The following is a 24,681-nucleotide window of genomic DNA, read 5'->3' as shown; positions in this document are numbered from 1 at the left end:
TTTTCAAGGATATATATTCTATAAATATGTCCTTTGCAATAACAAAAATAGCAGGATGATACGCTCTACCCTTTGTATCTCCTGCTATTACTCTGTCAAAATTTAATTGTCTATGAAACCATAAGGCTTAATTTGAATTTCTGCATTTCTTTTTCTGAATTAACACATTCTATCAATGCACCTAAAGACTGAAGTTTCTTTTCAAAATCTTCATATCCTCTTTGTATATAAACAATATCATCTACTGTTGTAATCTCTTCTGCTGCCAGTCCGGCTATTACCAAAGCTGCACCTGCACGCAAATCCGGAGCACTTACACCGGCACCTGTATATTTGGAAACTCCGTTTATGATGGCGGTATTTCCTTCGACTTTTATGTCGGCTCCCATTCTAGTAAGCTCATCAACATATTTAAATCTGTTCTCAAATATGCTTTCGGTAACAATACTTGTTCCTTCTGCAAGTCCCAAAACGACTGCCACCTGTGGCTGCATATCTGTTGGGAATCCTGGATATGGAAGTGTTTTAACCTGTGTATGTTTAAGTTTTTTTGATGCTACAACTCTTACGCTGTCATCAAACTCTTCAACTTCGCAACCCATTTCCAAAAGTTTTGCGGTTGTGGCCTCTAAGTGCTTTGGAATTACATTTTTAACTGTAACATCACCCTTAGTAGCTGCTGCAGCAAACATAAAAGTTCCTGCTTCAATCTGGTCAGGAATTATTGAATAATCTGTTTTATGAAGTTTTGAAACTCCTTTGATTTTTATAACATCTGTTCCTGCACCTTTTATATTAGCTCCCATGCTGTTTAAGAAGTTTGCAGTGTCAACCACATGTGGCTCCTTTGCAGCATTTTCAATAACAGTATTTCCTTCTGCCATTGAGGCTGCCATCATAATATTTATGGTAGCACCAACTGAAACAACATCCATGTAGATATGACTTCCTACAAGTCTTTCAGAAGTAGCAACTATCATTCCATGCTCAATCTCAACATCTGCTCCCAAAGCCTTAAATCCCTTAATATGCTGATCTATAGGTCTGGTTCCAATATTACATCCACCAGGAAGAGGAACTCTTGCTTTTTTATATTTTCCAAGCATTGCTCCTATGATATAGTAGGATGCTCTGATTTTTTTGATGTAATCATAGTCTATACAGAAGTTTCCGATGCCGGCTCCTGTAATATTTACTTTATGTCTGTTTATTCTATCTACTTTTCCTCCAATGCCTTCTATGGCATTAAGAAGTACATTTATATCCCTTACATAAGGCAGATTATCGATAGTAACGGTTTCATCTGTCATGATACTGGCTGCAATAATTGCCAGAGCTGCATTTTTTGCTCCTCCGATTTCTACCTCACCCACTAAAGGGTTGCCACCTTTAATAATATATTGTTCCATATTACACCTCAAAATTTATTCTCACTAAACACAAAATCTTTTTTTGACACAACACAACGCCATTTGCAACCTCCACCTCATTACAAACAGCTTCTTTCATTCACATTTCTATCTTCCTCTTCCAAGGAACAATAAAACAAACCAAAGGTATTATAACACAATATTCTAAAATGTAAATCTCGAAAACACGATTTCCCTAAATTGTAGCTATTTTGTACAAGTTTTTATTTTAAAATGTCCAATGGATTGACCTGACTTCCATTTACAAGAATTTCAAAATGTAAATGTGGTCCGGTGCTGTCTCCTGTATTTCCACTTAGGGCAATTTTTTGTCCCTGGCTTACCATATCTCCGTAATTTACCAGCAGTTCGCTACAGTGGGCATATCTTGTCTGGTTTCCATCGGCATGGTTTATGTAGACAACATATCCATAACTGTTGGAATATTCTGCCCTTACAACCTGTCCGTCACAGGAGGCCATTACGGCATTTCCCTGACTGCAAGCATAGTCAATTCCCTTGTGCATCCTTCCCCATCTGGCTCCAAAGCCTGAGGATATATAGCCGGCATTTATAGGTCTTATGTAGGTAGGCGGCTCTATAGTGCCTTTTTCCACAACTCTAAGAGTTGAAGGATTTACAATGGTGCTTTTTAGGGGTATTCTTGATGTTTCCTCGCCATTGGTATAAATAACAGCTGCCAATACTTTCTTTTGACCTACACTTCCTTCCTCAAGGACTTCCTCTCTGGTAGTATACCAGGTATCATTATCTACATAGCTTATATCCTGATAATCTTCAAGATATTCCTCAGTACATTGCAATTGAACGGATACCTTTGGAACAATCACTGTAACATCCAGTAAATCTCCCGGTTTGATAAGGGTATTATCTCCTCCAAGGCCGTTTAGCTTCATAATATCCGCTACGCTAGTGCCTGTTTTATCGGAAATAATTGAAAGACAATCTCCTTCTACTACTGTGTATTTCACCTTTTCCACATCATTTCCCGACATTATTTCAAAGGCTTTTTCAGCAGAAATGATTTTACCTTTTTCTATTTTTGCTTCTTCAATATTTATATTTTCAAGAAACCACATTCCGGTATATACATTTCTTAGCTGGTCAAACTTTTCACCAAGGATGTTTTTATATTCCTCTTGTGCAATGATTTGCTTATTGGCATTTTCATCCTTTGTATTTATAAAAATAATCCGGTAATTTTCTTTGTTTTCAGCTTTAATATTTATATTGTATATTCCTTCTTTATCCCAACCGGCTTTAAGTAGGTTCAGGGAATTTTCAGCTTCAGAAATATCTTTTACATAAATTTCAAACTTATCTGAAAAAACTTTTATTGCGTTGGTTAATTCTTCGTTTTTATTAGTTTCAAGCTTTGCTGTAATTGTTTCATCAGGACTTATGTTCATGGCTTTAACTGTTGTATCTTCATTAATATTTTTTATCAATAAAAAAATTAATAAGCCAAATAATAATACTCCTGCTGCCTCCATACAGGCTCTGCTTTCTCTTTTTCCATAGTCTTTTAACAGTTTATATTTTTCCTTTATCCAGGTAATTAATTTATCTGAATTCAATTTCACTCTCCATCAGGTATTATTAAGTCCCAATACCTCTTCTATTTTTTTTATTGTTTCTTCAACATCCAAACCTTCTTCATCTACAATATAATGAGCATATTTTTCGTATAGTTTAGTTCTTTCCTCATATAAGTCCCTTAGAGTCTGCCCTTTTCTTAGAACAACTCCTCTTCCTTCTATATTGGAAAGTCTTGATTCTAAAGTTTCGTAGGAAAGCTTAAGATATACAATCTTACCGATTTTTCTAAGATGTTCCATAGCTTTTTCAACATAAACAACACTTCCTCCGGTGGAAATAATGCTATTATCTGTTTCAATGGCACTGTTTACTTCCCCCTCTATCCTTAAGAAGGCATCAATTCCATCATTGGCTATGATTTCTGAAAGGAGACGATGTTCTCTTTCCTGAATTAAAAGATCTGTATCTATGAAATTGTAACCGATTAGCTTTGCAAGTACGACACCTGCTGTACTTTTACCCACTCCGGGCATTCCTATAAGAACTATATTACTCATCTTTTTTTACCCTTTTTTCTAACTGAATATCCATATTTTCCAACTTTTGCACCCAGCTTGCAGTATTCTCCGTGAGAATATGCCACAAGTCCGGCTTTTGACAGGTTTAATCTGCCTTTGTTATCCAAAAGCTCCCCTTCTACAGTAACACCCTTTACTTCTGCCAAAAATAAAACATGGCTTCCCAGCTCTATTTCTTTAGTAACTTTACATTCAAGATTTACCGGGCTTTCTTTTATACCCGGTGCCGACACATGTAAAGACTCCATGGGAGTAAGGTGTGTCGCTTTGAATTTATCAATATCCCTTCCTGATTTTACGCCGCAATAGTCCATCGCCCTTGTAAGTTCGGCATTTACAAGGTTTATTACGAATTCCTTTGTTTCTTTTATAATATTGTAGGAATGTCTTTGGGGACGAACAGAAATAGAAACCATAGCCGGATTGGTGCAAACCACACCAATCCAGGCTATGGTGATAATATTAGGGCGTTCATTCTTTCTTTGACAGCTGACCATCACTGCCGGTAAGGGATATAACATATTTCCCGGTTTCCAGAACTGTTTTGCCATATATCATACCTCTATAATTAATCCAGTTTAATGTTCTTAAGTAAATCTCCAAGGTTTGTAGAAACGCTATCCTTGTCAGCGAATTTCTTGAAATCCGCAAATTCTTTTGTTTCTTCTTCTTGTTGTTCTTTCTCTTCTAATTCTTTCATGTTCAGACTGACTTTTCCGTCTTTAACGCCGGATACTTTTACCTTAACGGTATCTCCGACTTTTAAAACCTCTGCCGGGGTTTTTATTCTTTTGTGACAGATTGCAGAAACATGAACCAGACCTGAAATACCGTCACCTATATCAACAAATGCACCGTAAGGCTGGAGAGATTCAACCTTGCCTTCTATAACAGAGCCGATTTCGATATTTGCTATTTTTTGTGCTTTCTCCCGCGCTCTTTTTTCAAACAGTATTTCTTTTGCTGATAAAACCAGTTTTTTGTTTTCCGGGTCAACATCAATTACTCTTACATCAACTTCTTTGCTAAGCCACAGATTTAAATCATCCACATAGGAAAGAGAAAGTTTTGAAGCCGGAATAAAACCTCTAAGCCCCTCCACATGTGCAATTACACCTTTATTGATAATTCCGTCAACTGTTAAATGCAATACCTCCTGTGACTCCATATACTCAGTAACTTTTTTCCAGGCAGCTTCGTTTTGAATAGCTTCCTTTACAGTATCTACTTCTTCTTCTTTGATTTCTTCGCTCATTTGCCTCTCCTTTTTTTATCATATTTTTTATAATAAATCCCCGCTAAAATAACGTAGGTTTAAAAACTTCATATATTATAAAGCCGATTATGGCTGCAAATCCCAGAAAATTTATAACAGAGAAAACCAAATTGGCTGTTTGCATTCTCTTTACGGAGTACATTAGCTCTTCTAAGGTTTCTTCTTCCTCTTCTTTTTCCTCTCTTTGAGCCGTCTGGGATAAAGTGATTAAATCTTCTATGCTTCTATAGCCTTTGGCACTTTCAATGTGAACAGCCTCTTTTATCTCTTCTTGCAAATCATCAAGCTTTTTGCCAAAATCGTCTATGCTGGTTAACTGCTCATTTATCTCATTTAAGGGAATAAGCTTGCTGGCCTCTCTCATATCAAGAATTTCAGCTCTTAAGCTATCAATTTTTTCTACTATTTCATCTTTTTCTTTTTCGGATTTTGAATCACTCATGCTACTGATGGCAAGAAGCTTATTGGAAAATTCATCAAGTCTGGCATCTGTCTTTTCCAAAAGAGTAGTAAATTGTTCTTCATCACTTCTTTGTAAAATTCGAATATCTTCTCTTAATTCTGTGATGGCCTTCTTGGTTTCATCAAGAATTTCATCTACGGCTACTGTCGGACCTCCGTTTAGGTTTATCCCGCCAATGGAGCCGTTAACCTGGTCAAGCTTTCTTTCTAACGCCATATAATTATCATTATAGGATTTGATTTTTTGATCATAATTCACCATAACAAGACTAAGTTTTTCAATATAGTCACTTAATTCATTAAGAAGTTCTTCCATTCTTTTGTCTTTTGCATTAAGTTTTTCTGCAAAATCAGCCTGTTGTTTGTTTATCTCGGTGATTTTACCCCCTAAAACCTCTTTCATACGATTAAGTTTGGCTCTTTCATTGTTTTGAGCCACTGCTTCTACGCTTATTCCTGTTTTTTGTAATGCGTCTGATAATTTATCTTTAATCCCCGCCATCTATACTATGCTGCTAAAAATTAGCTTTTCCTTTCTTAAAAATTGTCTGAGAATATACTCCAATTCATCATACAACAAAACCCCCTGAAAAGTCAATTTTCAGAGGGTTTATTATTATTTATAATACCTTGTCTTTAGGAGTTTCTTCTTCTTTCTCATTGGAAAGCGAAAATTGTTGAATTGTTTCATTTAAGGATAGCATTTTAGCATCCAGTTTCGATACCATATTGGCACATTCCCTAAGCTCTCTGCTTATATAAGCCGGGGCATTTCCCTCAAACTTATAATATATTTTATGTTCAAGGCTGGCCCAAAAGTCCATGGCTATGGTTCGTATCTGTATCTCCACATTAGTATCTACCACGCTGTCTGACAGATAAATGGGAACTGAAATTATCATATGGTAACTTTTATAACCGCTTTCTTTTGGGTTTTTTATGTAGTCCTTTATGGAAAGCACCTCTAAATCCCCCTGACTTGCAATCATCTCGGCGATGCGGTAAATGTCCGAGGTGAAGGAACATATAACTCTTATTCCTGCAATATCCTTTACATAATTTACCATATTTTCAATATTAACTTCATAACCATATTTCTTTAATTTTTTGACTATACTTTCAGGAGATTTAATCCTAGATTTTATATGTTCAATCGGATTATATCTGTGAACATGCTGAAATTCGTCATTAAGTATCTCTAATTTGGTGTTCACTTCTTTCAAAGCAGAATTATAAAGAAATGAAACAGTTTTCCACGTATCTACATCATCATATAGTTTTATTGATATTCCCATTATATTTTCCCCTTCATTGTCTTTTCCGGGTATTCCCGTTTTTTCGTTAAATAAACATATACTTCGTCCAAAATCCAATCTTCTTGTATAATATTACCATATTTATTGTAAATAATCTCATATTTTTGTAAATATTTATATAAAATTAATATTGGCTAAATTTTATCCTTTAAACCTCTAGATTTTTAAAAATATCAATAATTTTCTTTCTGCCTGCTGCGTATATTTCCATATTGGATTTTTCTAAAGGCAAAGGAATTATTTCTTCTTCAACACTATTATAACCTACTTCAAAAAATATTGCGCATCCCAGTCCAAACCGTACGGAATTAAGCATAGTATTAAGGGAATCCACAAATTTAAAAGATTTTGGCATAAGTGAGTTTCTGGCGATTATGTCGTCTGCGAAAATGCAAAACATATCGTCATCCTTGTATTCCGGTATGAATAAGTCTTCCCCGGAAACAATTTCTTCTATACTTTTATTATCAACATCTTTATATCGGCTTATATAGATATTTGCTTTTGTATTTGAAAAAAGGTATTTTTCCATTTTTTCAAGTTTTGGGCTACCTACAAGATATTCCGGAATAAGTATCAGGTCAATTTCTTCTTTGTAAAGTAAATCCACTATTTCATTTGCAGTCCCTCTGACCACTTCTTTTATGTGCTCTCTGAATTTTTTCGTAATTCCAGGAATAATATCCACACTCCAACCCTGACATATGCCTACAGACAGTTTTTTTGCAGGCTCATTTTTATTTTTGCATTTGTATTGGGCTTCTTTCAGGGTTTTTGCCATACTTCTAAAGGCCTCATACATTATTTCCCCATCTCTTGTAAGGATGACTTTTCTGTTATTTCTATCAAAAAGCTTTAATTTTAATTCATCTTCTAAAAGTTTTATATGTTTGCTTAAAGTAGGCTGGCTTATTTCCATATTTTGTGCTGCAAGGGAAAAATTAAGGCAATCCGCCAGCATTAAAAAACATTTTATCTGCGTATTTGTCATAAATTCACTTTCCTAAAATCCCTGTCTGAACAGGTTTGTTATAAATTCCGCCAGTAATAGGTTTTTGTCCTTTTTCTTCCAGACTGCGGACATGGTCATCTGTCTCAAAGGAAAATCCTTTAGGGGAATCAGTTTGACTTTTTTATTCTTTTTAAAACGAATTAAAGGTGGAACTACTGCAAAGCCGATTCCCATTTCATTGCAGGCAATCATGGAATCCATGCTCCTTGCATATATAAAATTTTCATCTGTAATCTTAAATCTTTTCTTTACCGCATCTTTAAATTCACTGGTTAAAGCATTTTCTTTTCTTTTGTAAAGAACACATTTTTCTTTTGTAAAATCATATTTTCCAATATCTTCTTCTTTTTCTATGGCATGTTCCCGTGGAAGAAGAAGATAATAACCTTCTCTCCATAATTCTATACTTCTGTTGTCTTCTCCATATACCTCATTGTAGTCCGTAAAAATCAAGTCCAGTTTTTTATTTTCATAATTTTCATACAATTCATCTTCCGAATACGAACTAACCGTTATATCCGCATCAGGGTATTTTTCCTTTATTCTAATAAAGTCCTTGTTTAATTCGGGAATACTTTCAAACTCCCCTAAAATTCCCACTCTAAGCTGCATTGTCTTATCTGAGCTTTTACGCACACTTATAATGGACTGATTTAAAATTTTATTTATTCTTTTAAAGGCATCAATCATTACCTGCCCCTCTTTGGTAAGCTTTACTTCGGCAGTTCCTCTTACAAAAAGCTGTATACCTACCTCAGATTCTAATTTTGCAATCTGTCGGCTTAGGGCGGACTGGGCAACATAGACGCTTTTTGCGGCTTTTGTAAAACTTTTGTTATCCGCTAAGGCAATGGCAAATTCTATTTGTTTGATGTTCAATTATTTCACCTCTTATATGGAAATATTTTTAGATATTCTTTAAAACACTCTCTAGTACAATATCTGAAAATATCCTGTCTTCTTTGGCATAAATATAACCTTTTTCGTTTTTTTCTTCAAAGTATTCCTTTAGTTGTGGAGGAATTATGGATATATCCCCATTTAAAAGCATGGGAACATCAAAAAGGCTGTCTCCGGCAGTGATTATTTTTTCTATCTCAAATCGTTTTCTAAACCTTTTTACAGCCAGCCCCTTATCCAATTCCTTGGGGAATACATATACTTTTACTCCATTATTAAATATATTGACTTTTGTATTATCCAAAGCTTCATGGAGTGTTTTTTTAGTCTTTTCTTCATCATCACTTTTGGTAAAGGCAAAGAATCCGTCAACTAGTCTTACCTCCATGCTCCTGTTTTTGTCTTTTTCTAAAATTTCTCTGGCTTTGTCTATTTCTTTTTCGGCTTTTTTAAAGTATGTCATTGACTCCTTATGCCACTTTTCATCTATTTTACCATTAATTAAGAGGTTTCCGCCATTATCTGTAAGGGCATATTTCACTTCTTCCCCTCCAAAGAAGATTCTTTCATATTGGCTGATACTTCTGGTAGTTACCGGCACAAATTCTATTTCTTTTCTTATTTTTGTAAGCAAAGAATGGGAATACCCTGTCATAAAGGATATCCCCATTCCGTTATAGTTTTCTACCAGGCATTTATCAGCACCAATATCATGTTTGTATGAATATATTAATGTATTATCCAAATCTGATAAAAATGCTTTCATATTTTTACTTTCCTGTAGCTATTTTTGTAATAATTTTTCTGATAACATCTACTGGGTACATGGAAAGGGCAAATACGATAACAAGTATCCATCCGTTTAATCCAAAGCGTTCACAGTGGAACACTTCTCCTATTACACCACCTATGCAGGCAAGTAACACCTGTACCAGTATAATTATTCCCCATACTCTTGAAAATGTTGGGTTTTCTCTAAGATGTTCAAATACATTTAATCCGTCACTTCTTACATTAAAGGCATTTACCATAAATGCAAATACGAACATTGTAAAGAAGGCACTGTAAAACTGCTTATCATCGCCACTTCCAAAGAAGGTTCTAACAGCAGGCAGCTTAAACCAAAGTAAACTGATTGCTGTAAGATAAAGACTCATTACAAGTATCTGAACCGCCATAGGTTTTGAAATAATGTTTTCATCACGCCTTCTAGGCTTGTCATTCATATATTTTTCAAGAGCCGGTTCACCTGCAAACATTATTGAAGCCAATGAGTCCATACACAAGTTTATCCACAAAAGATGGGTTACTTTAAGGGGTTCATCAATTCCCAAAAACGGGCTGATGGCTGATACAAGTACAGCTCCCACATTGATAACCAGCTGCATTTTACAAAACTTCAAAATATTTATATAAAGTGTTCTACCGTACCAAATGGCATTTTTTATGGAGTTGAAGTTGTCATCTAATATAACAAGTTTTCCTGCTTCTTTTGCAACTTCTGTACCACTACCCATGGCAAATCCCACATCTGCTCTCTTAAGGGCAGGTGAGTCATTTACACCGTCACCGGTCATACCTACAACAAGATTCATTTCCTGACAAAGTTTTACCATACGGCTCTTGTCAGTAGGAAGTGCTCTTGAAATAACTCTGATGTCTTTAATAATGGCTTTTACTTCTTCGTCACTCATTTCATTAAGCTCTGCTGAGGTAACAGCCAGGTCACTGCCGCCCTTAAATAATCCAGCTTCTTTTGCTATTGCAATAGCAGTTTCTTTTCTGTCTCCGGTAATCATAACTACCTGAATTCCGGCTTTTTGAACTTCTTTAATAGCTTCGATGGCTTCAGGACGAACATCATCTCTGATACCTACAAGCCCCACTAATACCGCATCATCATTGATTTCATTTTTAACCATTTTTGACGGGCTGTAGGCAAATGCAAGAATTCTCATTGCCCTGTTACTTAAATCATTGATTTTTTCATCTAAAAGTGCCTGATTTATCGGTTTAATTTCTCCGTTGGCATCTATATAATTTTTAGTTTTAACAAGTATTTTTTCAGGAGCACCTTTATAGTAGGTATTTCCCTTAAAGTCAATATATGACTGGCTGAATTTGTTGGCACTGTTAAATTCCTGGCTGGCTGTTACTTCAAGGCCTGTATCTTTAACAAGGGCATTAAATTTATCTTCTCCAAGGAATTTAAGAAGAGCCTTGTCAGTCATATTTCCACCTACAACTTCATGTTTGTTATCAAACATAGCACCTGTATTTTTTCCAATACAAAGATTTAAATTTTCTGAAATGTTTCCAGGTAATTTTTCTGCGTCAATAGTTTCTCCGTTTCCTGTGAAAAACTCAACAACTTCCAATTCGCCTTTTGTAATGGTACCTGTTTTATCTGAAAAGAGAATATTTAATGAACCGGCTGTTTCTATACCGATGGATTTTCTAACAAGTACATTTACCTTATAAAGCTTTCCTGTATTTTGCATAAGCACCAGGGCGATAACTAAAGGAAGTCCTTCCGGTACTGCACAGACTATGATAGTTATGGCAACTGATACTGCTGACATAAGTCCTGAAAGAACCGGTCCCCAGCCTTGCGCGAAATATTCTGAAATTCCTCCGGCTAATACAACATAGTGGATAAAATAAGCCACGGAAATAATTATTCCTCCTGCATAACCAAATGCAGAAATCTGGTTTGCAAGTTTTCCAAGCTTAACCTTAAGTGGTGAATCTGGCTCTTTATCTTCCATGTCTTTTGCCATCTGTCCCATCATGGTTGCTTCACCGACACGACAGACTACCATATAACCCTGTCCATCAAGAACTGTAGCACCTCTGAAAAGACTATGTTTATCAACAAAAGTATCACCGGTAATGTTTTCCGGCATTTTAAAATCATCAGGAGCAGCTTTTTTATTACATTCTTCTGCTTCTCCATTTAACACGCTGTTATCAACATCGATTTCTCCGTCAGCTAATATACCGTCAGCTAACACCTTGTCACCGGCTTGTAAAACGATAACATCACCTACAACGATATCATCCACTTCAACAACTGCAATCTTACCGTTTCTGATAACTTTTGCAGTATCCTTTTTCTGGGATGCCTTTAATTTTCTAAAAGCATCATCATTTGAAACTCCTGTAGAAGCGGAAACAATATTTACGATAAGAATAGCTGCTATTGTTCCAACCGGATCATACCATTCGCTTTGTCCTAATAAGAACATTGCTATCATAATTACTGCAATTACACAAAGAATTCGAATCATAGGGTCTTCAAATCCTTCTTTAAATAATTGCCAGAATGTAACCGGTTCGGCTTCTTTTATGGCATTAGAGCCATATTTTTTTCTACTTTCCTCAACCTGGGCATCATTTAATCCCTCAAATTTTTTTTGCACTTAAATCCTCCTGTCTATCTGTAGCGTCTTGTTAATTCATCTAAGCTACCGTCTTGGGTTCCTTCGCCAATGGCATTAAAGTGCCACTCATTTCCGGTTTTTTCGAGCTCTCCCACAATCATTGCAGTACAGTCATCATAATTTCCGGAAATGTCATAACGGCAGATTTCCTGATTGTTTCTTTGGTCAATCAAATGTATAAAACAGTTTTTGACATTGCCAAAGGACTGTTTTCTCTGATAAGCCTTATAAATATTAACTACAAATATTACTTTATTGTATTCATTTGGCAGCTTTTGTAATTCAACAACTAACTGTTCGTCATCTCCTTCGCCAGCTCCCGTCAGGTTATCTCCCATGTGAGAAACCGCACCTGAAAAATGTTTAAGATTTCCAAAATAAACCACATCATCTGTGCCTTTTAATTGGTTATTTTTTAATAAAAATGCAGATGCATCACAATCAATATCTGCCTGTTTTCTGAATAAGCTGAATTTCTTTTCAACTTCATCCCAACCTAAACCAACTAATACCTGGTCAAGTCCCGCTGCTTCTTTTGAAAGTGATATTTTTTGTCCCTTTTGTAAACTAATTGCCATACATACATTAACTGCCTGAATAAAAACTAGGCAGCTCTCCTTTCTGATTGATTACCTTAACATGTTTCAATTCCGTAATTTGCACAAAGTGCAGCAAGTCCACCCTGGAATCCGCTTCCAATGGCGTTAAATTTCCACTCTCCATTATGTTTGTAGATTTCTCCTACAACCACTGCTGTTTCAATGGAAAAGTCCTCACCTAAATCATAACGGATAAGTTCTGTATCAGTAGTTTCATCAACTATTCTGATATAAGCATTGTTTACCTGTCCGAAATTTTGTTTTCTTTTATCTGCATCATAAATAGTAACTGTAAAAGCTACTTTTTCAATGTTTGAAGGAATCAAAGAAAGGTCTACTTTAATCTGCTCATCATCTCCCTCGCCTTCACCGGTAAGGTTATCTCCCATATGCTCTACGGCACCGCTTGTATGCTTTAAGTTGCTGTAGAAAATAAAATCCTGTGGCTGAGCTTTTCCATCTGCACCTACTAAAAACGCACTTGCATCCAGGTCAAAGTCAAATCCACCATCATATTGATTTACATCCCAGCCAAGTCCTACTAAAATCTTGGAAAGGCTTGGATTTCCTTTAGTTAAATCTACTTTTTGTCCTTTTTGTAAACTGATTGGCATAGTTATTTCTCCCTTCTTACTTAACAATATCTTAAGTAATAAATTTATACATATATAAAAACAATTTTTTAATTTGTAAGTCCGATTTTACTGCACTTTTCTGCCCTGCGCCATCTGGTTAAACTCTTCTTTAATTCGGTTAAGTTTTGCCTGATCTTCTATACGCTGGCGTTTTGCATTTTCTTGAATCTGCTGTGTTTCATTAATACCTGAAACAATGGTTTGCCAGGTCTTTTCAAGTGTGTCAGCCTTTATTGAGCTTCCTGATGCAAGCTGTGTGGTCATTTTTGACATGGCAACTGTATTTTGAGCATTTTTAAGAAGCATTTCATTTGTTCTTTCATCCAGTGCTGACATAGCCTCTGCCTGAACTTTCTGTCTTTTAAGCAAAATAGCCTGGGAAAGAGCCTGTTTAAATACAGGAAGGGTTATGATAAATGCTGAATTTATCTTTCTAACCAGATTCATATTGCTAAACTGCATGGTTTTAAGCATTGGAATAGACTGCATAGCCACATTTTCAGCAATTCTAAGGTCTTGAACTCTTTGCTCTAATAAAAGCTGTGCCTGCTCTAAGCCTGAAAGCTCCATCTGGATTGTGGCATCACCTGTAGCTTCAAATTCTGCTCTTCTTTGAGCTATATAAGCTTCAATCTCTTTTACTCCCTGCTCACCTGCAAGAATATATTTTTCCAGGGAATGATAATATTCAAGGTTTGTTTCAAACATACTGTCCAGTTTTTTGTTGGAATCTTTAATTTCAGATTCATATTGTTTTAACTGTACATAGATTTTGTCAACCTCATCACCCATTGTACGGTACTTATCAAGAATTTTTTCAATCTGCTTTTTAGCATTTCCAAAAATTTTGCTTAACAAGCCCTTGTCTTCTTTAATTTCATTAATATCAAATTTATCCATGATTTTTCCAAGAGTTTTTAACATCTCGGAGGTATCATCGATTTTGCTCATGCTCATACTGTTTAAAACTGCATCTGAGCATCTTCCGATATTTTCTGCCACATCTGCTCCAAATGAAACGATACTGTCAAGGTCATTTACTGAAACCTGACTGATGAGGGCATCAACTTCCGGTGACCCTTCATATTTCGACACCAGCTCTTTTTTATCCTCCTGAATACTAAAAGGCATTACCTCGTATTCATCTTTTTCCAGAACATGTGGTGTGTTCTGGGTAGTTTGTGTTGTTTCTTCTGGTTTTTCAAAATTTAATCCCATTTCTTACCGTCCTCTCTTAAATATTTTATCTATAAAACTTCCTCTATGCTGCTTTGAATTTGGCCTGAAATCCGGTGCTACAAGGTCGTAAACATATTCTCCTGTTTGATGCTCCATAAATAATGGCTTATTGAAAAACTTTCCAATGACCTGATAACCGGTAGGCACAAAAATTACTATATCAAATCCAAGATAATGCGCCAATGCAAGTATAATACTGTCTTCTAAAGTACAAACCTGCTCACTTGTACAAAGAGCGACTATCTTAGGGGATTTCTTTGTAAAATCAAAATTTTGTAACATTCGCATCAATTCTTTATCCAGGGATAATCCCAAAGATATTATGGTATATTCGGTTCCATTTTGAAATGTACCTGCAATCAGCTGTGAATCAATGAGCTGCTCAATTTTATCAAGGATAAAATCCTGAGTTTCCTCCCTAAAAATACCATATTGATATGAATTGTGTGCTTTTAAAGCTCTTCTGTCTATTTTTTTGTTTATATAAAACTTTGTAACTTCGCTGGCAGTCATTTTTTTATTTTGTACTGCATTTTGATAGGCATTGTTTAAAGGACCTTTTGAAAAAAGTGGTACTTTGTTTAAAAAATATGTATCCTCCGTTACAAGTTTTGAAATTCCACTCCAGTATTCACTGACATTTCCATCCTTTACACCATAAACCAAAGCCGCGATAGTTGGCATTATTACATTGTCATTTACCACTTCAAAGTTTGGCCTGAAGGTAAGCTCCTCCTCCCAAAGAATATTGATTTCCTCTAAAATCGTCTCTAAGGTAATGGCGGTAGCGGATTTATACTGCCTGTTTCTATACAGGCCTGAATCTGAAGTATAAAGGGTTTCATTTAGCTCTCTTTCAGCATGAAAGGCTGCCGTACCATATTTTATATCATTTGCTTTAACCGGGAATTTTGTAAGCTCAAGGGAATATTCGTATTTCTTTTCAAATAATCGTTCATCACTAAGCTCATCTTTTAAGGATAAATCCGGAAGCAATATCACAACATCTACATAAATTCTTGATAAGAACTTCAAAAACAGCTCTTCAAAATGATTATGACATATTCCCAAGTATATAAAAACAGACATATCTCCCGGCTTATAATTTGAAAATAATGAATTATAATATCTCTTGTACCAGCTGATAATATATATGGCTTTATTTTTAAGCCTGTTTAAATTCTCCCCTTCTTTTTTGGATTCCTCTGTCAATACATCAGAAAATGCCTTTTTTACCTGATTTTCAAGGCCTTTGTCTGCCGGCGCTTTTATCTGGGTTAAAAGGTCTGCAATCATCAGAGCAACAGAAGAGTAATCCTTTCTTGGAATGGCATTTATCTCTGTCTGATTTGGAATGGGTATGGTGTTTTCCAGGATTAAAATCTGGCGTCCCCTGTTTTTTAAATCGCTTTTCCATTTAAACAAATCGCTTGCATAGGATGCCTTGTCGTTAACACCATAAACCCTGATAAAGAGATTATAAAAGGCATCCTCCCTATCTCCTCGTTTGTCAGGAGCAATAAGACTATCCTTTATAAATTCTCCGCTTATCCAGGTATTTGTAGCCGGAATTTTTACAAGACTTTCATCGTAAGCAAAAGAAACCGCCTTTTTTTCGGCAAGGGCTTTTGAAAGAGTTTTTACGGAAAAATCCCCGTCAAAGGCCTTTGGATTATCCACATTAATATTTTGGGCAATATTTCCCGTAGAATCCGCTTTTTTGTAGGATACTCCTCCGTCTTTTAAAACCATGGCTATATCACATCCGGCATCTGCCATGATTTCAAGCATTTTAAGCTCGTAATTGGAAGCTGTACCAATATATAAAAGCTTTGGAAGGTCTTCATTTCCCAGGTCTTTTACTATTCTTTCCAGCTTATAATAAAGCCAGCACATAAATTTTATGTAGGCATTTTTTAAAATATTTTCATTTTTACCTGACTTTTGCATATTGGACAGGGTATTATACATGGACTTTGCCACAATATTCCTGGAAGCCGGAGTCAAACGCGGCAACCATTTCTTTAGGGAATTATCAAGGAATATAGGATTCATTTCAAAATCCCCACCCATTATCTCATTATAATAAGATAACTGGTTATTATCCGGGTTTGGAAGTCCTGGCTCTAATACCACTCCGCATTTTGCAGCCTTATCCAGATATTTCCCTAAAAATTCCAGAATTTTGTCATTTGTATTTTCAATTCTTATAAAAAATATTCCCTTCCCGACCCTTTGGCCAAGAGGTAAAAATATATCATCTAAATTATTTAAAAGTGTTCTCTTATACATATCTTCCTCAAAATCTAATTCATCTTTTTATTAAATAAGAATCCAAATCCTCCTCCAATCAAACCTCCCACAATATGGGTAAGATTGGATATATTATCCTGTATAAAAATACCGTCATAAACCTGGGCACCGATATATATTACAAATACAAGTATAAAGGTAAGAGGTATCCTGTCTTTTTCACCGGTAAAGGATGACAATACTATTAATGCATAAACTATGCCACTGGCTCCAATTAATGCAACATTTGGAAATATCAAAATGTTAATAATACCCGTTAATAAAGCTGTTAAAATCATTACCAAAACCAGATTTAAAGCCCCATATTTTTCCTCTAAAAGAGGCCCGATTAAAAGAATCAAAGTGATGTTTCCGGAAAAATGATCCCAACCGGAATGACCAATGACATGCAAAAATATTCTGATGTATGCAAGCGGATCTGTTAAAGACGACCTGTAAACAGAAAAAAGAAACTGATTTGCCATGCCCCTTGACAACTGATCAATTATCATTGCCAGAAAGCATAAAAAAGTAAACCCCAATATAACTGGGGAATTAATAGATATTTTTCCAATAGAAATTTTTTCTCTTTCCATCCACTCACCTTACCTTTTACTCTTTCGATTATATATCGCAAAAAAAATTTTGTAAATTTAAGATTTCATTAATAAAGCTTTGAATATTCTAAATATCCGACAGCTGTCTGATTAATCCACATGCAATATAATGTCTGAGAGGATATGATATTACCTCAACATCCTTTTCTTTTGCAAGTTTTAGAAGATGTGCAATTTTATCATCTTTTTCACTGCCTTCTTTAACAAGCACCTTCCAGGGAACTCTTCTTAAAAGCACTCTTGTAGCCTCGCCTATTCCCGGTTTTACAAGATTAATATCTGAGATTTCAAAATGGGCTGCTATCTCAGCCACCTCATCTTTTCCGGTGTCATTAAAAGCAAATTCCTCTTCTTTTAATACAACATTAAAATCAAAATGGGACTCTATTGCATTTATAAAGTCATAGGAAAGGTCTTTTTCCTTTAACTCTCCATAAAAAACCGCTCCATGATAATCATCTTTTTTTATAATATCATCTCTTAAAAATGTACGGCTTATAAGGCCTGAAACCGTAGAATTAAGGCAGGAACTTGGTATAAGTAAATCTTCGTAGGTACCACACATTTTCGTTATACCTGCCGGGTCTGCAAGAACGGCAAGTTCTCCTGAAAGTCCCTTAAAATCAGCTACTGCCTTTTTAAGTTCCGTAAGTATGGCTCCCTTTCCTGTCCATCCATCTACAAATAAGAGGTCTTTTACATCATGATTTTTTAAAATGTAATTTATGGCATTTTTGTCAATGCCTCTGCCTCTAATTATGGAAATTCCGTAATGGGGTACATCTACGCCATATTTTTTTTGGATATAATGTTTTAAAAGTATCCCTGCCGGAATTCCTGCTCTGGCAAGAGATACTAATACCACTTTTTTTCCTTTATTTTCAATTATCTTTTTTGATAAAACCCCTGTGGCATCTGCCACGCTTTTCCCGTATTTTAAAAGGGCTTCCCGGTAGGCTTCCATGTATTCGGCAGTAGGAACATACTCTATGGGAAGCATTTCGCAATAGTGTCTTCCAGACTGTATAAACTGTTCTCTGGAAGCTGTATCCAGGGGTTTAACCTTTCCTGTAACATCCTTAAGTAAAAGGGTTACATCCTCTTTTTTATATGTACTTTTTATTAACTCTTTCTCTTCCATTTAATCACCAAAATATCATCATTTCCGGCAGACTCTAAAGCTCCCAGTAATGATTCCAGACCTTTGTTTAACTTTAATCCAGACTCTGTGAAAACGATGCACTGGTCATATTTTTCAAGATTATAAACAAAGTTCTTTCGTCTGGCCTCCTTTAAACTAACAAGTTCATATCTCTTTTTTAAAGGATAATCTTCTTCATTTCCGGGGCAGATAGGGCTTCTCGTGGTGGCATGAAATTTCACATCTAAGGATACATTAACATATTCCTGACATTTTTCTATGGCATAGGCCGTATAAAGTGCCGGATACATGAATTCCTCAGTTCCTAAAACCAGGATTCTTTGACCATCTTCAAGATGTATATAATTCATAACCTCATTTGCAAGATTTACGCAGCCTTCTTTATATTCTGCTATATCCACCAGTCTTCTGGTGCTTAAATATCCATCTACTCTCTCGTATCTGGCTTCGCCGGTAAATTCTTTTTTCTCTATGTATTCGCCCTCTCCTTTATAAGAAGCCACCAGTTTTTCATAATCATTTTCCTTATTTATTATACTTACAACCGGTATATTCATTTCCTTAAAGGAAGCTGCATTTTCCGGGCTCATGCCGTTTATAAGGCTTGCAACTATGAATTTTCTGTCATCAAGACTGTAATTTTCTTTCAAAATACCAATCAGGTTTTTCATTGTATTTCCGGTGGAAATCTCATCATCTATCAAAATAATATGTGATACCAGTTTTAAAGCATCTTCAAAACCGTTTACCACAAGTTTTTGTCTGATGGCATGACTATGATCTTCTGTAAAGAAAAGGTAATTTGCATCCTTTACAGTTTCCCTTGTAGAATGTATATAATAAACCGTATGCAGGCCAAAATCCTCATTCATATTAAGCAGTTTTTCAATGCATCCGGACACCTCTACGCCTATGGCTGTAGCAGTTTCCGCAAAGCCTATAACTAAAACATTTTTAACCTCCTCGCCCTTTAATACCTCTTTAAAAATATACTGTCCAAGGGCGTCAAAGGCCTCCATTGCTTTCTTTGGTCTCACAGGCAAATGCTTTCCCTGTAAAGGATTTAAAATCAGAAAACTTCTTTTATTGTTATTCTCTCTTTTGGCAATTCTAATGAAATCCTCTTCACTATATTTTCTACTCATATTCCACCCTCTAAATACATTTAGAAATGCATGTTAAAATGCATATTCTAAATCCCCTTTCTTCATACATTACCTTATAAATTCACAACAACTTCATCTTTAACTATAAAGCAATTTAATATTTTTTTCCATAAATTTTTGAAATTATTAGACATTTCAACGCCCAATTGTAATGTGTCTTATATTCATCCATTCTGACTCTGTTAAGACTCCTTCCTACTCCTCCTCCTTTTTCCAGGGCAATCTCAAGGATATTTAAGGCATCCAGATAATCTTCCCGGCTTATTTTCAGGGTATCTGTAACAACCTCTATCTGGTTTGGATGTATTACGGTTTTCCCTATAAAGCCGTTTAAAATATCAAGCTCCACCTCTTTTTTCATGGCTTCTTTATAGCCTTCTCCCCCAAAATATTCCCAGACCGGGCCGGAAACCACATAATCAGGAGTGAATTGTGTAACAATATCTCCAAGAATATTGCTGACACATCTTATATCGTAAATGGTGTTTTTTAAGGTTCTTCTTATGCCAAAATAGTTGCAAAGATCATTACCTCCCACCCTTACATTTAAGATATATTCTTTTACGGAATCAAGTTGGTTTTTTATGCCGTTTAGTCTTTCTCCCCTTTGGGAAATATCTAACAGGTCTTTGCTTTCTAGTATAGGCATACCATAAATTTTTTCGTCAGAGTCTTTATTTATCTCCATAAGAGCCTGAAGAAAATCCCCGGCTGTTTCCAGAGAAAATTTGGGAAATATGTATCCTGTCAAAAGTCGATTTGTAGTAATGGAAAACTTTCCCTCTTCATAATCCTGTAATGATTTTTTTCTGTTTCTTTCAATGTAACCGCTTTTCTTAAATTCTGTTTCTGCTTCTTTTAATCTTTCATGTATTCTTTTCATGCTTTTGCCATCTCTGACCCTGGCAAAAATTTTAGGATAATAAGCATAACTTTCTTTGGCTTTTCTTGCCAGTTCTTTAATGGTATTTACTAAAATATCCTCTGCTTTTTCCAGTTCTTTGTCCGGTATGGTATCCTCTAAACACAAAGCCTGGGTATAGTTTTTTCCAAATCTTTCTTCTAAAATATAATTTGATAATTTTTCATTATCTGCCGGTGTATATAGCAATGCACCTATACTGTAGGGCAGTAAATTCTCATCTTTATCAAAAAATTCTTTCAGGTTATCCAACATTTCTTTCTCCCATCGTTTTTCATACTTTCAATTTCTCTGCATTATATTCTGTCATAATTAATTTTTATAAAATATATTTTTCTTATTTTTCAGGTTTTTTATTGAATTTTGCAATTTTTCATTTTTGCTTGTTGCTATATTATAATGAAAAAGTCTATTTTTGTCGATATAAATATCGAGAGGTGTCATTATATCATTAGGACAAATAGGAATTAGAAAACGAAAAAAATTAATATAGTACAAGGAGGTATAGTATGAGCATTATTAATGGAATGGAATCAGTAAACCAGACAAGAAACAACTATAATTCAACCATAAACAAAACAAATACCGAATCTGCTTCTAAAACTTCTGATAAGGTTTCAGACAAGACTTCGTCAGAAGAAACCAGTGTAGTTTACGAAAAGAGTTCTTCAAACCTTCAGGCTAACGGCTCTGTCTATAACTCAAGAGCAGAAATGATAAACATGTTAAAATCCGATTTAGAGGCTCATGTTCAATCCCTTAAGGATATGGCATTGGATTTGATGTCAAAGCAAAGTAATGCTTTTAGCATCGCCAACAATAAGGATGACAAGTTATCATTTTTCGGAAAAGACAATTTTAATTTAGGAAAGGTAAATGATGATGACATCTGGGCTTTTTTAGCAAGTGGAGATTACACTATTGATGAAGCTGCAAGAAAAAAAGCCGAAGAAGCCATTTCTGAAGACGGTTACTGGGGCGTAAAGCAAACCAGCGAAAGAATTATTAATTTTGCAAAGGCTTTGGCAGGAGATGATTCTTCAAAGGCAGATATGCTATTTAAGGCTTTCCAAAAGGGATTTAATCAGGCTACCTCCATATGGGGTAAAGACCTTCCTGACATTTCTAAAAAAACTTATGAAGCTGTTGAAAAAGGCTTTGATGACTGGAAAAATGGAAATAAAGATGATGTTTCCAAAGAAAGTGAAAAGACCGCTTCCGTTGATGCCGGACTTGAAACAACAACCTAGTAAACTGACTAATATGATAATAAATGCAGGTATCCAAAGGGTATCTGCATTTTTTTGCCATAAAAATACCCCTTCGGATTTACGAAGGGGAAAATTTCTCTTTTTTCAAATATTTAATATATACTCTCCAAAATTAGCAAAGCATCATTCGAACATCTCTTGTAATGACGTCCTTGTAACTAAATGACAAGACCCTAGGAGCTTCGTTATCTGGTCCTGATTCAACCTCAATGGTGAATATATTAGGATATGCAGCTTTTATCACTCCCGTTTGTACATCTACGCGATGCCTGCCTTTATCTAGTTTTATCATTACCTTTGAACCCAACTGCTGTCCAACTGAATTTCTGACCTTTGCAATGTCTTCCTGTTTCATGACCATTTAGTTTCACCTCTTTCAATGTGCTACCTCTAGTGTATCAAAATAATTGTTATTTGTCAATTTTTCATAAACAAATACTAAAAATTCCATAAATCACTTTATGTATTCATACACATCCATAAATTTTGCGTCAATTCCTTAAACTTAATCTAAAGAAAGAAGCGTATATGGTTGCACATTTTTCAAGGATTATTACCAAAAACAGCTAATTTATTGTAATATATCCTGTAAAATGTTATCATATTTTGATGTTTATCAAATATTAAAAAGGAGGACGGTTTTACCGGTTGTTATATGATTAGATTAATTCTGGTGGTAATTAGTTTTTCATTATTTTTTATATTATCTATCCCCATTTATCTTATTGAATGGATAATAGGTAAGTTCAATCCCTACGCCAAAGACATAAGTTGTTTAAAAATAGTTCAGGCTGAGCTTAATATAATTTTATTCTTATCCGGCGTAAAATTAGAGGTCATTGGAAAGGAAAATATTCCAAAAGATACCCCTGTTTTGTATGTAGGAAATCACAGAGGTTTTTACGATGTAATAGCAAGTTATCCTCAATGTAAAAATGTAACCGGATATATTTCCAAAAAGGAATTTGAAAAATTCCCGTTTTTAAGCTGGTGGATGAAACTGCTACATTGCAAATTCATGGACAGAGATGATATAAGACAGTCTTTAAATGTTATATTAGACGCTATAAAGGAAATTAAAGCTGGAAATTCCATTTTCATTTATCCGGAAGGCACCAGAAATAAAACCCATGATAAGCTTTTGCCTTTTAAAGAAGGAAGTATGAAGATTGCAACCAAAGGAGGATGCCCTATTATCCCGGTAGCCTGTACCGGAACTCCTGCCATATTTGAGGATCATATTCCTTTTATTAAAGGTGGAAAAATAACCATAGAATATGGAAAAGCAATTTATCCAAAAGAACTTAATAAAGATGAACAGAAATTTTTAGGAGCCTATGTTCAGCAAAAAGTTGCAGATATGCTTCCTGATAATATGTAAAAAAAGTACGAAGGATTAATTCTTTCGTACTTTTTCTTATATTAAACCCTGTTTTATTTTTCTTCGATGAATTTAACTATGCTTTCAAATTCCATGGAATGTGATGCCTTTATAAGGATGGTATCCCCTTCTTCTAACATTCGGTTAAGCATTTCTTCTATGCCTGATTTATCAGGTCTTGAAACAATATGAATCTTTCCATTTGAAGCATCCATGGCTCCCTTTTGAATATACTGGGCTCTTTTTCCTATGCAGATAAGATAATCAATTTCCTTTTCTACTGCATATTTTCCCACTTCATAGTGAAGTTCTGCCTCGTCAGTTCCAAGCTCCATCATATCTCCCAATATAGCAATTTTACGACCTTTTGCCAGGGCTAAAAGGTCTATGGCCTTATGCATGGAAACAGGATTTGCATTATAGCAATCATCTATTATGGTGTATTTTTCTTTTTGTATAACATTACTTCTGCCGCTTATTGTACGGGATTTCATGATTCCCTGGGCAATAAGCTCATTGGAAAGTCCAAAGCATTTTCCAACACAGGTAGCCGCAAGAGCATTGTTTACCATATGCTCACCCGGAATAGGAATAATCACCGGAAATCTTGTGCCGTTTACATGGATAACGCACTGCATTCCCTCTAAACCTTTGCTTTCAACATTGCTGGCATAAACATTATTATTTTCCCCTCTTCCAAAGAAAATCGGCTTAATATCCTTTATCTTTTCAATGGTTGAAAGTTTGTCATCATCACCGTTTAGAATAATTCTGCCATTATGATTTATGAAATCAAATATTTCGGATTTGGCCTTTAAAATCCCATCTCTTGATTTAAGAGTTTCCAAATGAGCCTGTCCTATATTTGTAATAACGCAAATATCAGGTCTTGCTATTTCCGCAAGAACATGCATTTCTCCAAATTCACTAATGCCCATTTCCAAAACAGCTATTTGATGCTCCTGTCTCAAGTTGAAAATGGTAAGAGGAAGACCGATTCCATTATTGTAATTTCCCTCAGTTTTTAACACCTTGTATTTTGTGGATAATACTGCTGCAATCATTTCTTTGGTACTGGTTTTTCCAACGCTTCCGGTAATGCCAACTACTCTGATTCCAAGTATTCTTCTGTAATATGCTGCTAAAATCTGGATAGCAACAAGAGTTGATTTTACAAGTATGTATGGTTTTCCGTCATTGTCAATCTCTTTTTCCACCAAAACACAGGCAGCTCCTTTTTCATAAACAGCCTTTGCAAAGTCATGCCCATCAACTCTGGCTCCCTTTACCGCAATAAACAAAAAGTCTTTTTCAACTTTTCGACTGTCAATAACTATGCCCTCAACTTCTTTGTTTTTAAGCTCAGGATCTCCTATATACTCTCCCTTGCAGGCAAGAGCTATATTTTCTAGAGTCATTCCTTTCATTTTTTATTTCCTCG

General features: G+C 35.3%; 23 protein-coding genes. 2 read left to right on the top strand and 21 right to left on the bottom strand.

What is annotated here, in order from left to right; translation table 11 throughout:
- Window positions 1–110 precede the first annotated feature (110 nt).
- From BM153_RS07540 to BM153_RS07450, 19 genes are all read right to left on the bottom strand, one after another.
- Window positions 111–1,409, bottom strand: a complete 1,299-nt coding sequence (locus BM153_RS07540; protein WP_092872335.1) for a UDP-N-acetylglucosamine 1-carboxyvinyltransferase — start codon at window positions 1,407–1,409, stop codon at window positions 111–113.
- A 224-nt stretch (window positions 1,410–1,633) separates the two neighbouring features.
- Window positions 1,634–3,007 carry a peptidoglycan DD-metalloendopeptidase family protein gene (locus tag BM153_RS07535; protein WP_092872333.1) on the bottom strand — a complete coding sequence of 458 codons (1,374 nt, stop codon included), beginning with the start codon at window positions 3,005–3,007 and terminating at the stop codon, window positions 1,634–1,636.
- A gap of 12 nt (window positions 3,008–3,019) precedes the next feature.
- The gene (locus tag BM153_RS07530; protein ID WP_092872331.1) at window positions 3,020–3,526 is read right to left on the bottom strand and encodes a shikimate kinase; all 507 of its coding nucleotides are present in this window, start codon (window positions 3,524–3,526) and stop codon (window positions 3,020–3,022) included.
- Window positions 3,523–4,098: a flavin reductase family protein gene (locus BM153_RS07525; RefSeq protein WP_092872329.1), complete on the bottom strand. Its 576-nt coding sequence runs from the start codon at window positions 4,096–4,098 to the stop codon at window positions 3,523–3,525. Before BM153_RS07525 ends, BM153_RS07530 begins: the two co-directional genes overlap by 4 nt.
- 17 nt (window positions 4,099–4,115) lie before the next feature.
- Entirely contained in the window at window positions 4,116–4,802 is a 687-nt protein-coding gene (locus BM153_RS07520; RefSeq protein ID WP_092872327.1) for a S1 RNA-binding domain-containing protein, read from the bottom strand.
- A 43-nt stretch (window positions 4,803–4,845) separates the two neighbouring features.
- Window positions 4,846–5,787 carry a hypothetical protein gene (locus BM153_RS07515; RefSeq protein WP_092872325.1) on the bottom strand — a complete coding sequence of 314 codons (942 nt, stop codon included), beginning with the start codon at window positions 5,785–5,787 and terminating at the stop codon, window positions 4,846–4,848.
- A gap of 118 nt (window positions 5,788–5,905) precedes the next feature.
- The gene (locus BM153_RS07510; protein WP_092872323.1) at window positions 5,906–6,580 is read right to left on the bottom strand and encodes a GTP pyrophosphokinase; all 675 of its coding nucleotides are present in this window, start codon (window positions 6,578–6,580) and stop codon (window positions 5,906–5,908) included.
- A 169-nt stretch (window positions 6,581–6,749) separates the two neighbouring features.
- Window positions 6,750–7,592 carry a LysR family transcriptional regulator gene (locus tag BM153_RS07505; RefSeq protein ID WP_092872321.1) on the bottom strand — a complete coding sequence of 281 codons (843 nt, stop codon included), beginning with the start codon at window positions 7,590–7,592 and terminating at the stop codon, window positions 6,750–6,752.
- A gap of 12 nt (window positions 7,593–7,604) precedes the next feature.
- Window positions 7,605–8,492, bottom strand: a complete 888-nt coding sequence (locus BM153_RS07500) for a LysR family transcriptional regulator (protein WP_092872319.1) — start codon at window positions 8,490–8,492, stop codon at window positions 7,605–7,607.
- 28 nt (window positions 8,493–8,520) lie between these two features.
- Window positions 8,521–9,279: an HAD family hydrolase gene (locus BM153_RS07495; protein WP_092872317.1), complete on the bottom strand. Its 759-nt coding sequence runs from the start codon at window positions 9,277–9,279 to the stop codon at window positions 8,521–8,523.
- A gap of 4 nt (window positions 9,280–9,283) precedes the next feature.
- Window positions 9,284–11,935 carry a calcium-translocating P-type ATPase, PMCA-type gene (locus tag BM153_RS07490; RefSeq protein WP_092872315.1) on the bottom strand — a complete coding sequence of 884 codons (2,652 nt, stop codon included), beginning with the start codon at window positions 11,933–11,935 and terminating at the stop codon, window positions 9,284–9,286.
- A gap of 14 nt (window positions 11,936–11,949) precedes the next feature.
- Window positions 11,950–12,534, bottom strand: a complete 585-nt coding sequence (locus BM153_RS07485) for a TerD family protein (RefSeq protein WP_092872313.1) — start codon at window positions 12,532–12,534, stop codon at window positions 11,950–11,952.
- Between the two features lie 56 nt (window positions 12,535–12,590).
- Entirely contained in the window at window positions 12,591–13,169 is a 579-nt protein-coding gene (locus tag BM153_RS07480) for a TerD family protein (protein WP_092872311.1), read from the bottom strand.
- An 87-nt stretch (window positions 13,170–13,256) separates the two neighbouring features.
- Entirely contained in the window at window positions 13,257–14,408 is a 1,152-nt protein-coding gene (locus BM153_RS07475) for a toxic anion resistance protein (RefSeq protein WP_092872309.1), read from the bottom strand.
- A 3-nt stretch (window positions 14,409–14,411) separates the two neighbouring features.
- On the bottom strand, window positions 14,412–16,721 hold the full coding sequence (locus tag BM153_RS07470; RefSeq protein WP_092872307.1) for a YceG family protein: 2,310 nt from the start codon (window positions 16,719–16,721) through the stop codon (window positions 14,412–14,414).
- Between the two features lie 14 nt (window positions 16,722–16,735).
- Window positions 16,736–17,317 carry a rhomboid family intramembrane serine protease gene (locus tag BM153_RS07465; RefSeq protein WP_092872305.1) on the bottom strand — a complete coding sequence of 194 codons (582 nt, stop codon included), beginning with the start codon at window positions 17,315–17,317 and terminating at the stop codon, window positions 16,736–16,738.
- Between the two features lie 88 nt (window positions 17,318–17,405).
- Window positions 17,406–18,461, bottom strand: coding sequence for a cysteine protease StiP family protein (locus BM153_RS07460; protein WP_092872386.1), 1,056 nt, complete (start codon window positions 18,459–18,461; stop codon window positions 17,406–17,408).
- The gene (locus BM153_RS07455; RefSeq protein WP_092872303.1) at window positions 18,461–19,645 is read right to left on the bottom strand and encodes a phosphoribosyltransferase domain-containing protein; all 1,185 of its coding nucleotides are present in this window, start codon (window positions 19,643–19,645) and stop codon (window positions 18,461–18,463) included. The genes BM153_RS07460 and BM153_RS07455 overlap by 1 nt, the downstream gene beginning before the upstream one ends.
- 115 nt (window positions 19,646–19,760) lie before the next feature.
- On the bottom strand, window positions 19,761–20,843 hold the full coding sequence (locus tag BM153_RS07450) for an HpcH/HpaI aldolase/citrate lyase family protein (protein ID WP_092872301.1): 1,083 nt from the start codon (window positions 20,841–20,843) through the stop codon (window positions 19,761–19,763).
- 254 nt (window positions 20,844–21,097) lie between these two features.
- Between BM153_RS07450 and BM153_RS07445 the strand changes: the two genes are divergently transcribed.
- Complete coding sequence (locus BM153_RS07445; RefSeq protein ID WP_092872299.1) at window positions 21,098–21,838, top strand: hypothetical protein; 741 nt, start codon at window positions 21,098–21,100, stop codon at window positions 21,836–21,838.
- 133 nt (window positions 21,839–21,971) lie between these two features.
- On the opposite strand, the gene BM153_RS07440 is transcribed toward BM153_RS07445, so the two are convergent.
- On the bottom strand, window positions 21,972–22,220 hold the full coding sequence (locus BM153_RS07440) for a Veg family protein (RefSeq protein ID WP_330392041.1): 249 nt from the start codon (window positions 22,218–22,220) through the stop codon (window positions 21,972–21,974).
- A gap of 294 nt (window positions 22,221–22,514) precedes the next feature.
- On the opposite strand from BM153_RS07440, the gene BM153_RS07435 reads away from it, so the two are divergent.
- Window positions 22,515–23,240, top strand: a complete 726-nt coding sequence (locus BM153_RS07435) for a lysophospholipid acyltransferase family protein (RefSeq protein ID WP_092872297.1) — start codon at window positions 22,515–22,517, stop codon at window positions 23,238–23,240.
- Window positions 23,241–23,293: 53 nt separating this feature from the next.
- Here the strand turns inward: BM153_RS07435 and BM153_RS07430 are convergent, their stop codons facing one another.
- The gene (locus BM153_RS07430) at window positions 23,294–24,667 is read right to left on the bottom strand and encodes a UDP-N-acetylmuramoyl-tripeptide--D-alanyl-D-alanine ligase (RefSeq protein WP_092872295.1); all 1,374 of its coding nucleotides are present in this window, start codon (window positions 24,665–24,667) and stop codon (window positions 23,294–23,296) included.
- Window positions 24,668–24,681 lie beyond the last annotated feature (14 nt).

Origin of the sequence: Acetitomaculum ruminis DSM 5522 (assembly GCF_900112085.1) — a bacterium.
Taxonomy (GTDB): Bacteria; Bacillota; Clostridia; order Lachnospirales; family Lachnospiraceae; genus Acetitomaculum; species Acetitomaculum ruminis.
Note: the sequence above shows the minus strand (reverse complement) of the source record. Positions and strands in the feature narration are given on the sequence as shown.

Coding starts and splice junctions, on each gene's coding strand:
- BM153_RS07540 (WP_092872335.1), bottom strand. CDS start 1,409: ATGGAACAATATATTATTAAAGGTGGCAACCCTTTAGTGGGTGAGGTA.
- BM153_RS07530 (WP_092872331.1), bottom strand. CDS start 3,526: ATGAGTAATATAGTTCTTATAGGAATGCCCGGAGTGGGTAAAAGTACA.
- BM153_RS07525 (WP_092872329.1), bottom strand. CDS start 4,098: ATGGCAAAACAGTTCTGGAAACCGGGAAATATGTTATATCCCTTACCG.
- BM153_RS07520 (WP_092872327.1), bottom strand. CDS start 4,802: ATGAGCGAAGAAATCAAAGAAGAAGAAGTAGATACTGTAAAGGAAGCT.
- BM153_RS07515 (WP_092872325.1), bottom strand. CDS start 5,787: ATGGCGGGGATTAAAGATAAATTATCAGACGCATTACAAAAAACAGGA.
- BM153_RS07510 (WP_092872323.1), bottom strand. CDS start 6,580: ATGGGAATATCAATAAAACTATATGATGATGTAGATACGTGGAAAACT.
- BM153_RS07505 (WP_092872321.1), bottom strand. CDS start 7,592: ATGACAAATACGCAGATAAAATGTTTTTTAATGCTGGCGGATTGCCTT.
- BM153_RS07495 (WP_092872317.1), bottom strand. CDS start 9,279: ATGAAAGCATTTTTATCAGATTTGGATAATACATTAATATATTCATAC.
- BM153_RS07485 (WP_092872313.1), bottom strand. CDS start 12,534: ATGGCAATTAGTTTACAAAAGGGACAAAAAATATCACTTTCAAAAGAA.
- BM153_RS07480 (WP_092872311.1), bottom strand. CDS start 13,169: ATGCCAATCAGTTTACAAAAAGGACAAAAAGTAGATTTAACTAAAGGA.
- BM153_RS07475 (WP_092872309.1), bottom strand. CDS start 14,408: ATGGGATTAAATTTTGAAAAACCAGAAGAAACAACACAAACTACCCAG.
- BM153_RS07470 (WP_092872307.1), bottom strand. CDS start 16,721: ATGTATAAGAGAACACTTTTAAATAATTTAGATGATATATTTTTACCT.
- BM153_RS07465 (WP_092872305.1), bottom strand. CDS start 17,317: ATGGAAAGAGAAAAAATTTCTATTGGAAAAATATCTATTAATTCCCCA.
- BM153_RS07455 (WP_092872303.1), bottom strand. CDS start 19,645: ATGAGTAGAAAATATAGTGAAGAGGATTTCATTAGAATTGCCAAAAGA.
- BM153_RS07450 (WP_092872301.1), bottom strand. CDS start 20,843: ATGTTGGATAACCTGAAAGAATTTTTTGATAAAGATGAGAATTTACTG.
- BM153_RS07445 (WP_092872299.1), top strand. CDS start 21,098: ATGAGCATTATTAATGGAATGGAATCAGTAAACCAGACAAGAAACAAC.
- BM153_RS07440 (WP_330392041.1), bottom strand. CDS start 22,220: ATGGTCATGAAACAGGAAGACATTGCAAAGGTCAGAAATTCAGTTGGA.
- BM153_RS07435 (WP_092872297.1), top strand. CDS start 22,515: ATGATTAGATTAATTCTGGTGGTAATTAGTTTTTCATTATTTTTTATA.
- BM153_RS07430 (WP_092872295.1), bottom strand. CDS start 24,667: ATGAAAGGAATGACTCTAGAAAATATAGCTCTTGCCTGCAAGGGAGAG.